General features: G+C 69.3%; 10 protein-coding genes, 1 tRNA gene and 1 riboswitch. Of the genes, 2 read left to right on the top strand and 9 right to left on the bottom strand.

The features are described from left to right. Positions 1-8: 8 nt before the first annotated feature. The 7 genes from SD460_RS09410 to SD460_RS09380 form a co-directional block, all read right to left on the bottom strand. Positions 9-1661: an MDR family MFS transporter gene (locus tag SD460_RS09410; protein WP_290056048.1), complete on the bottom strand. Its 1653-nt coding sequence runs from the start codon at positions 1659-1661 to the stop codon at positions 9-11. A 174-nt stretch (positions 1662-1835) separates the two neighbouring features. After that, complete coding sequence (gene glyA, locus SD460_RS09405) at positions 1836-3104, bottom strand: serine hydroxymethyltransferase (RefSeq protein WP_290056047.1); 1269 nt, start codon at positions 3102-3104, stop codon at positions 1836-1838. A gap of 21 nt (positions 3105-3125) precedes the next feature. Beyond that, positions 3126-3210, bottom strand: a riboswitch (ZMP/ZTP riboswitch). A gap of 6 nt (positions 3211-3216) precedes the next feature. Continuing rightward, positions 3217-3621: a hypothetical protein gene (locus SD460_RS09400; protein WP_318306071.1), complete on the bottom strand. Its 405-nt coding sequence runs from the start codon at positions 3619-3621 to the stop codon at positions 3217-3219. Between the two features lies 1 nt (position 3622). Beyond that, positions 3623-4045 (bottom strand): uL11 family ribosomal protein, encoded by a 423-nt coding sequence (locus SD460_RS09395; protein WP_290056045.1) that lies wholly within the window; start codon positions 4043-4045, stop codon positions 3623-3625. A gap of 33 nt (positions 4046-4078) precedes the next feature. Then, positions 4079-4597: a gamma carbonic anhydrase family protein gene (locus SD460_RS09390; protein ID WP_290056044.1), complete on the bottom strand. Its 519-nt coding sequence runs from the start codon at positions 4595-4597 to the stop codon at positions 4079-4081. 85 nt (positions 4598-4682) lie between these two features. Next, positions 4683-5888: a M14 family metallopeptidase gene (locus SD460_RS09385; RefSeq protein ID WP_290056051.1), complete on the bottom strand. Its 1206-nt coding sequence runs from the start codon at positions 5886-5888 to the stop codon at positions 4683-4685. Positions 5889-5991: 103 nt separating this feature from the next. Then, complete coding sequence (locus SD460_RS09380; protein WP_290056043.1) at positions 5992-6582, bottom strand: TetR/AcrR family transcriptional regulator; 591 nt, start codon at positions 6580-6582, stop codon at positions 5992-5994. A gap of 123 nt (positions 6583-6705) precedes the next feature. Here SD460_RS09380 and SD460_RS09375 point away from each other — a divergent pair, with 123 nt between their 5' ends. Further along, on the top strand, positions 6706-7161 hold the full coding sequence (locus SD460_RS09375; protein WP_290056042.1) for a GreA/GreB family elongation factor: 456 nt from the start codon (positions 6706-6708) through the stop codon (positions 7159-7161). A gap of 175 nt (positions 7162-7336) precedes the next feature. Here SD460_RS09375 and fxsT read toward each other — a convergent pair whose 3' ends face one another. Next, positions 7337-10588 carry an FxSxx-COOH system tetratricopeptide repeat protein gene (gene fxsT / locus SD460_RS09370; RefSeq protein ID WP_318306070.1) on the bottom strand — a complete coding sequence of 1084 codons (3252 nt, stop codon included), beginning with the start codon at positions 10586-10588 and terminating at the stop codon, positions 7337-7339. Positions 10589-10841: 253 nt separating this feature from the next. Next, positions 10842-10915, bottom strand: a tRNA-Thr gene (locus SD460_RS09365). A gap of 133 nt (positions 10916-11048) precedes the next feature. Between SD460_RS09365 and SD460_RS09360 the strand changes: the two genes are divergently transcribed. Next, the gene (locus SD460_RS09360; RefSeq protein ID WP_318306069.1) at positions 11049-12716 is read left to right on the top strand and encodes a hypothetical protein; all 1668 of its coding nucleotides are present in this window, start codon (positions 11049-11051) and stop codon (positions 12714-12716) included.

Here is a 12716-nt window from a genome sequence, read left to right as displayed (position 1 = left end):
TCACGCGGTCAGTGCGCCAGGGCGAGTGCCGGGGCATCCGCCTCGGCGTCGGCGCGCTGCTCCATCGCCGACTTGTCCGAGAGCGGCTTCTCCTTGAGGAACCACACCAGGGCGAAGCCGACGGTCAGCACGATCCCGCCGACCAGGAACACCGTGCTCATCGACTCGGCGAAGCCCTGCAGGATCGGCCGGGCCAGCGTCGGGTCGAGCGAGGACAGGAACGACGTGTCGTTGACGTCCAGGCCGCTCTGCATCTGCTTCGCGAACGCCGGGTTCTGGGCCAGCGCCGAGACGTAGGCCGGGCTGGTCATCGCCGAGCGGATGGCGTTCGCGATCCGGTCGCCGACCGTGCCGAACAGGATCGACAGGAACACCGCGGTGCCCGCCGTGCCGCCGATCTGGCGGAAGAACGTCGCCGCCGAGGTGGCGACGCCGATGTCCTGCGGGCGGACGTCGTTGGTCGCGGCCAGCACCAGCGTCTGCATCGAGGCGCCGAGACCGAGGCCGATCACGAAGGCGATCACCATGACCAGCGCCAGCGAGCTGTCGACGGTGATGGTCGAGAGCGCGAACAGCGCCGCCGCCATCAGGCCGATCCCGGCCACCGCGAACATCTTGTAGCGCCCGGTCTTCGAGATCAGGCGGCCGCTGGTCAGGCTGGCGACCATGATGCCCAGCGTCAGCGGCAGCATCTGCAGGCCCGCCTGGGTCGGCGTCGCGCCCTTGACGATCTGCAGGTACAGCGGCAGCGACATCATCGCGCCGAACATCCCGGCGCCCTGCACGACGGTGACCAGCGTGGCCATCCGGAACACCGGGCGCTTGAACAGGCGCAGCGGCAGCAGGGCGGCGTCGCCCATCCGGCGTTCGATCCAGACGAACGCGGCCACGCCCAGCCCGCCGACGACGTACATGGCGATCGAGGCGGCCGAACCCCAGCCCCACTCGCGGCCCTGCTCGGCGACGATCAGCAGCGGCACCAGCCCGGTGGCCAGCGCGACGGCACCCCAGTAGTCGACCTTCTGGTCCACGCGGGTGTGCGGGAGGTTCAGCACCTTGGTGACGACGACCAGCGCGGCCAGCGCGATCGGGACGTTGACCAGGAAGACCCAGCGCCAGCCGGTGATGCCCGCGAAGGTGTCGATGCCGGCGAAGAAGCCGCCGACGACCGGCCCGGCCACGCTCGAGATGCCGAACACCGCCATGAAGTATCCCTGGTACTTGCTGCGCTCACGCGGCGCGGTGATGTCGGTGATGATCGCGAGCGCCAGCGACATCAGGCCACCGGCACCGAGGCCCTGGAAGGCGCGGAACGCGGCGAGCTCGTACATCGACGTCGCCATGCCGCTGGCGAGCGAGCCGACCAGGAACAGCGAAATCGCCGTCAGGTACATGGGCTTGCGGCCGTAGAGGTCGGACAGCTTGCCGTACAGCGGCGTGGAGAGCGTGGCGGTGATCAGGTAGGCGGTGGTGGCCCAGGCCTGCAGGGACAGGCCGTGGAGCTCGTCGGCGATGGTGCGCATCGAGCTCGACACGATGGTCTGGTCGAGCGCGGCGAGGAACATGCCGAGCATCAGCCCGGACAGGACGGTGAGGATCTGGCGGTGGGTCAGTTTGCCGTTCGTAGCGGCTGCTCCTTCCGCCGTGGAGGTGTCGCTCATGGTGGTCTCCCTCGGGACTTGGTAGTTGCTTGTACCGCTCAACTACTTGCTTGAGCCAAGTATTCCCCGGAAGCTTGTATCCTGCAATCAAATATTCTGTGAGCCCGGTCTCGCGCCCCATGACATGCCGAAGGCGGCACTTTCCCTATGAAAGTGCCGCCTTCGGGGTGAGGGTCAGGCGGAGTAGCCCGGGATGGGGAACGGGGTCAGGAACTCGCGGATCTCCGCGGCGATCGCGTCCAAGGAGGAGTCGTCGGAAGCGGCCGCGGCGGTGATCGTGCGGTCGATCCAGTCCGCCACCTGGGTCTGGTGCTCCGGCTTGAGGCCGCGGGTGGTGATCGCGGACGTGCCGAGCCGGATGCCGGACGGGTCGAACGGCTTGCGCGGGTCGAACGGGACCGTGTTGTAGTTCAGCTCGATGCCCGCCCGGTCCAGCGCCTTCGCCGCCGGCTTGCCCGCGACCGCCTTGTTCGTCAGGTCGATCAGCAGCAGGTGGTTGTCCGTGCCGCCGGAGACCAGGTCGTACCCCTTCGCCAGCAGGGCGTCCGCCAGCGCGCGGGCGTTGGCGACGATCGTGTGCGCGTACTCGCTGAACGACGGCTGCTGCGCCTCGCCGAGCGCGACCGCGATGGCCGCCGTCGTGTGGTCGTGCGGGCCACCCTGCAGCCCCGGGAACACCGCCTTGTCGACGGCTTTGGCGTGCTCGGCGTCGGACAGGATCATCGCGCCGCGCGGCCCGCGGAGGGTCTTGTGCGTGGTCGTCGTGACGACCTGCGCGTGCCCGATCGGCGACGGGTGCGCGCCACCCGCGACGAGGCCGGCGATGTGCGCGATGTCGGCGACGAGCACCGCGCCGACCTCCGCGGCGATCTCCGCGAACGCCGGGAAGTCGATCGTGCGCGGGATCGCCGTGCCACCGCAGAAGATCAGCTTCGGCCGGTGCTCGCGGGCCAGGTCGCGGACCTGGTCGAGGTCGACGCGGCCGGTCTCCTTGGCGACGCCGTAGCGCACCGGGGTGAACCACTTGCCGGTCGCGGACACGCCCCAGCCGTGGGTGAGGTGGCCGCCGTCCGGCAGCGCCATCCCCAGCACGGTGTCGCCGGGCTCGGCGAAGGCGAGGTAGACCGCGAGGTTCGCCGGGGACCCGGAGTACGGCTGGACGTTCGCGTGGTCGGCGCCGAACACGGCCTTCGCCCGGTCGATGGCGACCTGCTCGACCTGGTCGATGAACTGCTGGCCCTCGTAGTACCGCTTGCCCGCGTAGCCCTCGGAGTACTTGTTGGTGAGCACGCTGCCGGTCGCTTCGAGGACGGCTTGCGAGACGTAGTTCTCTGACGCGATCAGGCGGATCTTGTCGTGCTGGCGCTTCGCTTCGTCCTCGACCAGCCCGGCGATCTGCGGGTCGGCGGCGGTGAGCGCGTTCAGTGCTGGCTGGTGTGTCATGGCGTACTCCGGCTCTGGAGTGGCCTTCACCCAGGCGCGCGGTGCCGGCCTCGTCGTCGCTTCCCGGTGGTGCTCCACCTCGATGGCGCCAGTCGCTGCTGCGGGAGAAAGCCTAGTCCACCCCGCCAGTGCCCCGGCGGTGTTCGGCGCACCACTTGCGGGTGCACCCCGACGTCCGGTCGCAGAACGGCTTCGCGCAGGTGGCGCAGCGCTTCACCCGCCGCCAGCCGCCGACCATGACGAGTTCGGCCAGCCCGGCCGCGCCCGCGGCCAGCTCGCCGGTTCCCGCGTAGGGCGTCACGTAGACGATCCGCCACGCCGGCCCGGTCGCGACGAGCCGCGGCCGCGCTCCCGCCTCCGCCAGCACGGAGTTGAGGCAGTGCGCGGCCGCGACTTCGTCGGGCAGCCGGGCGACGATCGCGCAAAGCTGCGGATTTCCCCGGCGCAGCAACTGTTCCGCGACCCCGAGCTCGGGGTCCAGCGCGTGGAACGGCGGCACCACCGCGTGCTTGCGCACGTCAGTCCACGACCACGACACCCATGGAGCGAGCCGTGCCCGCGATCGTGCGCATCGCCGCCTCGACGTCCGAGGTGTTCAGGTCCGGCAGCTTGCGCGTGGCGATCTCCCGCAGCTGCCCGGTCGTCAGCTTGCCGGCGACCTCGTGCCCCGGCCGCGCGGATCCCTTGTCCCCCAACGCCTTCTTGATGAGGAACGACGTCGGCGGCGTCTTGAGCCGCAGCGCGAACGAGCGGTCCTCGAACACCGAGACGACGACCGGCACGATGTCGCCGCGCTGGGTCGTCGTCGCCGCGTCGTAAGCCTTCTTGACCTCGACGAGGTTGACCCCGGTCTGCCCCAGCATCTTGCCGAGGTCGACGACCGGGGCGTTGCCCGCGGTGAGCTCGAGGGTGACCTGGTGGGTGAGTTTCTTCGGAGCCATGCCCCGAAGCTAGGGTCTCCAGTTACTGGAGGGTCAAACCGATTTTGTCCCCGCACGGTGCCGGCGCGCCAGCTCCTGGTAGATCGCCGCGTTGTGCTCGACCCACATCCGCGCCGAGTCGGTCAGCGGGACGAACTTCTTGGCCGGGCTGCCCATCGCGATGACCTCGTCGGGCACCTCCGTCGCCGGCGTGACCGTGGCGCCGGCCGCGACCAGCGCCCGCGCGCCGATCTTCGCCTTGTCGAGCACCGTCGAGCCGTTGCCGATCAGCGCCTGCTCCCCGATCGTGCAGTCGTGCACCAGGCACTGGTGGCCCACGGTGACGTTCTTGCCGACCTCGCAGACGCCGTCGTTGACGTGGATCACCGAGTTGTCCTGGACGTTGGCGCCCTCGCGGATGACGATCCGGCCGAAGTCGGCCCGGATCACCGCGCCGAACCAGATCGAGGCGTCCTTTTCGACGACGACGTCGCCGATGAGGGTGGCCGTGGGTGCGATCCAGGCGTCCGGGTGGACCTGCGGGCTGAGCCCTTCGAACGAGAACAGAGGCATGCCCCGCACCCTAACCGCGAGGGCCTCCTCCCCCGGTCGACGGGGAAGGAGGCCCTTCGCGAGCCGCGCACCAGGCCGCTGGGGGTCAGCCGGTGATCGCGGCGTTGATGAGGATGTCCACGGCCTGGTCGTTGCGGGTCGTCTGCGGCACGATCTGGGTGTCGCGCGGGTAGAAGCCCGGGCTGCTGCCCTTCGGGTACATCTCGAAGGTGAAGCTCCAGATCTTGTGCTGCGCCCACATCCAGTCGTTGACGCTGCCGTCGGTGATGTAGAGGTCGCTGGACTGCTGCGGCGTGTAGTTGTTGGTCGCGGCCATCTGCCTGCCGAGCGACTGGAACTTCTGCGCCTCGGCCGCGGTCAGGCCGGGCGCGGTGTCGGCGTAGGTGTACCCGAACGGCCAGAGCACCAGCTCGGAGTAGGTGTGGAAGTCGATGTGCGTCTTGATCTGCTGGACGCCGCCGACCACCCGCGAGTTCACCCAGTTCGAGACGGCGCGGGTCTCCGGCGCGGAGAACGCCGCCGTGCCACGGTAGGTCTCGCTGGACGTCGAGCCCGACGAGCCGCCGCAGCAGCCCCACTTGTAGCCCCAGTTGCGGTTGGTGTCGGTGCCGGGACCCTGGCGGTTCTTGCGCCAGCTGTGGAACGTGCCGCCGGAGATGTCGTACTCGGAGCCGTCCGGGTTGACGCTCGGGACGACCCAGATCTCGGCACTGTCGACGAGCCGCTTGATCGCCGGGTCGGTGGCGTACCCGCTGGTCAGCCGCTGCACGATGCGGAGGCACATCTCGGTGGTGAGGTGCTCGCGCGCGTGCTGGTTGCAGGTGAAGAGGACCTCGGGCTCGTTCTCGTCGGTGCCGGCGTTGTCGCTGATCTTGAGCACCGACAGCGCGCGGCCCTCGTAGGAGTTGCCGACGCTGCCGAGCTTCGCGAGCGTCGGGTAGTTCGCGACGGCCTTCTGCAGCTCGGTCTGCGTCTCCGCGTACGTGTGGTAACCGGTGTAGCCGGCCGGGAAGTCTTCGACGGTCTCGGCGCCCTCGGGCCGGTTCACCTTCCCCAGCGCCTTCACGCCGAAGCCGAGCGCGCGCAGCTGGGCCACTTCGCCGGGGTTGGCGATGATCGTCGTCGTCGCGCCTTCGACGTCGAGGATGTCCGCGCCGGTCCGCGCGACCTCGGTGCGCTGCTGGGCGGTGCCGGTGCCGCTGACCTCGTACACCTGCGGTCCGCCGGGCTGGGCGGCACCGGCCTGGCCGCCGGCGGTGAGCACCAAGAGGACGGCCGCGGCCGCTGCCATGCACGTTCGTGTGCGCATCACGTCTCCTGCTCTCGGGGGTTCCTCGACCTTGGCCGGAGCCGGACGTACCGCACAATCCGTACCTCTACGGATCTATTGGGCGTTATTGGCCGTAGTTCGCGAAGCAGAGCGCCTCGATGTCGGCACGCAGGGTGGCGAACGGACGCGGGCGCACCCGCTGCTGGACGACCGTGCCCAGCAGGTACGACAGCAGCGCCCGGGCGCGCGCCCGCGGGTCGTCGACGTCGAGCGGGGCGAGGAGCTCGGCGAGCAGCTCGGTGAGCGACGTGAGCATGACGTCGATGGCCTGCGGGTGCTGCGCCCGCCCGGCGGCGATCCAGTACTCGAACCACAGGAAGGCCGCGTTCGGGTTGGCGGCGAAGACGCGCAGGTACTCCTCGAGGACGGCGAAGAGCCGCCGGCGCGGTTCGTCGTGCTTCGCGGCCACCTCGCGCAGCCCCGCCGCGAAGGTGGTGATGTGGGCGGCCATCGCGCGGTCGATGAGGACGTCGATGTCGGCGAAGTAGTAGTGGATCGCGCTCTTGGTGAGCGGCCCGGCGTCGGCGATGGCCCGGACGGTGCACCCGGCAAGGCCGTCGCGGGCGAGGACCACGCGCGCGGCTTCGACGATCTGGTCCTGCTTGGCAAGCTGGTTGGGAGAGAGCCGGTCGCTGCGACCGGGGACTGCGCTCACGGTGATTCTCGTTACCTTCTTACTGGACGGCAGGCCCGAATCCTAGGCCAGACGTCCCGCTGATGACCTTCGGGTGAAAAACCGGATTGGCCACCCCGGTCCGCGCAGCGGACAATGCGCGGCATGGTGATCTCAGGGGACAAGGGGCTCAGCCCGGCTGCGCGCAGCCAGCTGGAGAAGGAAATCGCGAACTTGCGCGCACAACGACTGGCCCTGGCGCCGCAACCCGGCGAGCAGGAGCGCACCGGCGACGCGGCGGACCAGGCGGACGTGATCGACCGAGCCGAAGCGGCCGCCCGCCTCGACCGCCAGATCGCCGACCTGGCCGCGAAGATGGAACACGGCGGCTACGGCAACGCCCAGCTCCCGGACGGCACAAGCGTGACCCTCCGCTTCTCGGACGGCGACGAAGAGACGTTCCAGGTCGTCACGGTCCCGGGCGAGGACGCGGACGCAATCACCTCGGACAGCCCCCTGGGCCTGGCCTTGGTCGGCAAGAAGGCGGGCGACGAGATCACCTACCGAACCCCCCGCGGCGACGCCAAGGCGACGGTCGTGAAGCTGGCCCCGCCGAAGTAAGAAGTGCTCTCCCGAAGGCCCCCGGTCACGAGCCGGGGGCCTTCGTTCGTCCCCCGACCGGGTGGATCTCACTTCTTGGCGATCCGGGCCTCCGCGAGGGCGCACATCCGGTCCCGAGGGTGTCGCGGATGGGGCTCGACCTGCGAGCCGCCGCGAGGACTCGAACCGCCGCGGTTCACTCGTCGGAGATGAACGGGCCACAACCAACACGGGCGCGAAAACCAGGTCCGGTACCGCTCTCCGTACGGGGGAAGTTGCCCTCGTCCAGCTCACGCGCTCGATGATGCTCACCCAGCTCCCGAAGGTCGACAGCGAGGTTGTCGGCGGAGACGAGGGTGTCGGGGTGATCCTCGCCCAGGACGCGTCGGCGGCGGGCGAAGGTGTCCTCGTCCAGCTCACGCGCCCGCTGGTACTCGCCCAGCTCCCTCAGGTCGACAGCCAGGTTGCTGGCGGAGACGAGGGTGTCGGGGTGATCTGCGCCGAGAACACGTTCGGAGCGGGCGAGAGTGTCCTCGTCCAGCTCACGCGCACGCTGGTACTCACCCAGCGCCCGGAGGTCGTAGGCGAGGTGACTAGCGGAAATGAGGGTGTCCGGATGGTCCTCGCCCAAGACGCGCCGACGACGAACGAGGGTGTCCTCACCCACTTCACACGCCCGCTGATGCTCACCCAGATCACTGAGCCCGGAAGCCAGGTTGCCGGCGGAGACCAGGGTGTCGGGGTGATCTGCGCCGAGAACACGTTCGGAGCGGGCGAGAGTGTCCTCGTCCAGCTCACGCGCACGCTGGTACTCACCCAGCGCCCGGAGGGTGTAAGCGAGGTTGCTGGCGGAAGTGAGGGTGTCCGGATGGTCCTCGCCCAAGACGCGCCGACGACGAACGAGGGTGTCCTCACCCAGCTCACGCGCCCGTGAATGCGCACCCAGATCGCTGAGCCCGGAAGCGAGGTTGCCGGCGGAGACCAGGGTGTGGGGGTGATCTTTGCCGAGGACGCGTTCGGAGCGGGCGAAGGTGTCCTCGTCCAGCTCACGTGCCCGCTGGTGCTCACCCAGCGCCCGGAGGTCGACAGCGAGGTTGCTGGCGGAAGTGAGGGTGTCCGGATGGTCCTCACCCAGAAGGCGCCGGCGGCGAACGAGGGTGTCCTCACCCAGCTCACGCGCTCGCTGATGGTCACCCAGCTCTCTGATGGTGTAAGCGAGGTTGCTGGCGGAGGTGAGGGTGTCCGGATGGTCCTCACCCAGAAGGCGCCGGCGACGGGCGAAGGTGTCCTCGGCCAGCTCGCGAGACCGCTGATAGTCACCCGACGCCCCGAGGTCGATGGCGAGGTTGCTGGCGGAGGTGAGGGTGTCGGGGTGATCCTCGCCCAGGACGCGCCGACGGCGGGCGAGGATGTCCTCGTCCAGCTCACGAGCTTGCAGGTGCTTGCCCAACCTTCGAAGAACGAGAGCGAGGTCGCTGGCGGAGGTGAGGGTGTCCGGGTGGTCCTCGCCCAGGACGCGCCGGCGGCGGGCGAGGATGTCCTCGTTCAGCTCACAAGCCCGCTGGTACTCACCTAGCCATCTGACGACGAGGGCGAGGTTGCGGGCAGAGGTGAGGGTGTCGGACTGGTCCACACCCAGGAGACCCCTGCGAAGCGAGTACGCCCGCTGAAACAGCGGCAATGCGGCGCGGGGATCGCCACGGGTCTGGAGGTAGGAAGCGGTGCGGTCGAGCAGGTGGGCGACTTCTCCTTCTGCCGTCTGCCACTCGCGGCGAGGATCGCACACGGAAAGCAGGTGCGGGAGCAGTTCTCGCCAGCGTGGCCAGCTCGGCGGGTTGGCCAGAGGATTTTCCGGGAGAGCAGCGTTCAGCAGCCGGACCGCTACGACTGGCCAGGTCGAGTCCCGGTCTTCTTCGGTGACTACGTCGTCGCGGGTGCGTGCCCGCAGCAGTGCGGCGGGGACCCGGTGGAGCTGGATGGTCGTAGTGGTCACCGTGGCCATCCCCCGGCTGCGCAACGCGGCCGTGACATCGGCGAAGGCCAGCGGGTCCCGAGCAGTGGCCCCGGCGTCGCCCCGCTGATGAGTGAGCAGGGTGAGTGGTACCGGCTCAGGGGCCAGCCACGCCACCAACGTCAGGATGTTCAGCGCAGCGGGGCGGTCGCGGGCCAGCTGGTCGAACGACACCGTCCACGCGGCGGTCAGCGAGACGGGATAGCTGCTGCCCTCCTCGTAACGGGCCATCAATTCATGGATGCGCTCGTCGAGCAGTTCGAGGTACTCCTCGGCCGTCAGGCTGGTTATGACCAGCAGGCGCGCTGCCTGGTTGACGGCCAGCGGCAGGTCACCCAGTGCGTCGGCGATGCGGTCGGCGTCAGTGTTGGTGAGCCGGTCACAGCGAGTGCGGAGCAGCTGAACGGACTCGGGACGGCTGAATTCCGGCACCGGGAGTGCGGCACCGATATCGTCCCAATCGGGATTGCGGGAAGTGATGATCACGTGCCCGTCGCCTGCGGGCAGCAGCGGGCGCAGGGCGGCCGGGTTCTCGGCGTTGTCGAACACCACCAGCCACCGCCCCCGCGACTCCAGCACCCCACGCAACCGAGGCACCGCGACATCCGGCAAGTCCTGGGCAGTGGACAAGTCCAAGGCCTGGGCTAGCGCGGCCAGGTTGCCGAGCACGAGGTCGGGGTCTTCCGACGGCACCCACCAGGCCACGTCGTACTCATCGGCGTAGCGGTGGGCGTACTCGATCGCGGTGGTGGTCTTGCCGACCCCGCCCATCCCGTTCAACGCCTGCACCACCGCCGGCCGCCCCGAACACAACGCCGCCCGCAGACCGCTCAGCAACTCGTCGCGACCGGTGAAGGTGACCGTGCGCGCGGGAATGTTCGAGATCCGGCCCGCAAGCTTCGACTCCTGCCGGGAGCGGGGAACCAGATTCAGCGCCCGCTCCAGCTTGGTCGCCAGTTCGTCGGGTGAGGACACCGTGGTGATGGTGAGGCCGCTGTCCGGGAGTCGTTTGCGGAACGCTTCCTGCCGGACCCCGTACTTCAAATCCCGGAACAACTCCGAAGGACCTTCGGCGTCCTCAGCCAGCACGAACACCAGCCGCTCCATGCCGGCGGCGGTGGCGATCTCGAACTCTTGCTCGGTGTAGGAGACCTCCGAGTGGTTGCGCACCGGTGTGCCGTACCGGAACCCCGCGATCAGCACGTAGATGTCGGCCTCGGCCAGCATCTCCCGGTCGAGTTGCTCGGGTGTCACGTTCCGGGCGGTGAAGGCGGACATGTCCACCACCGCGTCACCGGCCGCGGCCACCGCGTCCTTCGCCGCCGCGACGAACGACCGCGGCTTCGGCAGCTCCTCAAGCTCACTGGTGTGGCTGAGGAACACCCGCCGCGCCGGCGGCTTCCGCCCCTGCCCCTTGGCAGACTCCCCGACCGCCAACACCCGCTCCTCACCCCGCCATACCTTGGAAGAGTCTCCTCGATCCACTCGGACGTTACGGTGCAGAGAGGACAGCGACGATAGGCCAGACCAAACCGGCAATCGACGCTTTTCCGGTCTTGGTCGGATGCAGGAGCATCGCCGTGACGGGTGAACTTCCGGAACTTTCTCCGCTCGCCGCCCCGGCGCCGTAGTCACCCACCAGACGAGTCAGGCCCCATCCGAGGTGTCTCGGATGGGGCCTGACCTGCAGAGCCGCCTAGGGGAATCGAACCCCTGACCTATTCATTACGAGTGAATCGCTCTGGCCGACTGAGCTAAGGCGGCATGTCTCCGGCTCGCGCTGGCGACGACGGCAAGTGTAGCGGAAGCTCGTGCCGTCACTTTCCGGGGGGACTCTCGTTAGGGCCCTATGACGTCGGTCTCACTCCCCGGTCGACCTATCTGGAGGCTCTGGCACATGCGGCGAAGACTGCCCCGTTCGGTGGCCCTGCCGGCGGCCGCGGCGTTGTTGCTGTTCAGCGCGGCGCCGGCGAATGCCGACCCGACCTATCCGACGACGCCGATTCCGCAGCCGGCCAGTTCCGGGCAGGCGCCGATCTCGGCGCCGATCGGGCCGCAGCCGCTGGGGCAGGCCGTCGGGGATGCCGGGACCGCGCTCGGGATCATCCGGTTGCTGCCCAACGCCGTGCCGACGAACACGATCCTGCCCGGGTTCGGGGCGACGCTGCCGAAGCAGTCGGCGCTCGAGGCGGGCATGGGCCTGTCGAGCGCGTCGGCGAACTCCGACGCCTACCTGAGCTACGAGAAGTCGGTCGCGCAGGCGTCGCCGTTCGGGCTGTCGGTGGGCGGGAACGCGCCGCAGACGCCGGGCAGTGTCGTGCAGACCGCGTTGCCGGACAACCCGCAGCCGATCAGCGGGGGGCTCAACGGGCCGGCGAATCCGCTGCTCAACATCAGCGGGCTCACGGGCAGCGCGCACGCGCGCTGGAGCCAGACGCTCGGTCCGTGCGTCGACACCATCGCCGACGCCAGCACGGCGCTGGCGAGCCTGTCGCTGCTCAACGTCATCCCGTCGATGCCGAACCTCGGCTTGGACGCGCTCAAGCCGAAGCTCGACCCGGGCTCGCTGGCGAGCGGGTTCGACCTCACCAAGGGCCTGCAGAGCCTCGGTGGCCTGCTGCAGGGCGGCGGGCAGACGGCGAAGAACGGCAGCGGTTCGCTGCTGAGCCTGCCGAGCACGCTGTCGTCGCGGTCGCAGGTGAAGCTCGTCGACATCCCCGGCTCGAAGAACAAGGCCGTGCAGTCGACGTCGACGCTGCAGGCCGCGGACATCGAGATCCTCAAGGACACCCCGCTGGCGCTGAGCATCAAGGTGGTCAGCCAGCCGACGCTGAAGGTGACCTCCACCGGTGACGCGAAGACGTCCAAAGTGGACTACACCGCGCCGGTGCTGACCATCGCGGCGGGCGGCAAGACGCTGTACACGCTCGATGCCGCGCACCCGACCAAGGACATCCCGATCGGGCTGCCCCTGAAGCCGCTGAGCGACCAGTTCGGCACGCTCAAGGACCTGCCGGTCGTCGGTGGTCTGCTGGCCACGGCCGCCGGGCCGCTCCAGCAGGTCGGCGACACCACGGGCAAGGTGCTCGACCTCGGCGTGCTACGGCTGAGCATCGCCGGGCTGGACCAGAAGTCCGCGAACATGACCACGCCGTTCAAGGGCTTCCAGCTGGGCGCGACGGCGCGGATGTTCGACCTGCAGCTGCTCCCGACGACCAAGCTCAAGAGCCTGCTGCCGGACGACCAGGCGAAGAACCTGCCGTCGTCGCTGGCCCAGCTTTCGCTCGGCGAGCAGGTCGCGCGGGCCTACGCGCCGACCGGCGGGGTGGTCTGCGGGACGACGTCGACGCCGCCGCCCGCGGGCGGTCAGGCGCCGAAGGGGCCGGTGAAGAACCTCGCCTACACCGGCGGCGCGTACGACACCGTGCCGCTGTTCTGGTGGGGCACCGCGATGCTGCTGCTGGGCGTCGTGATGGTGGCCGCGATGCCGGGCGCGCGCCGTCGCCCCCTGGCCGTCGCCGTCGAGGAGAAGCCGTTCAAGCCGTCGCCGCGGCCGCGCGAGTGA

This window comes from Amycolatopsis solani (assembly GCF_033441515.1).
GTDB lineage: Bacteria > Actinomycetota > Actinomycetes > Mycobacteriales > Pseudonocardiaceae > Amycolatopsis > Amycolatopsis solani.
Note: the sequence above shows the minus strand (reverse complement) of the source record. Positions and strands in the feature narration are given on the sequence as shown.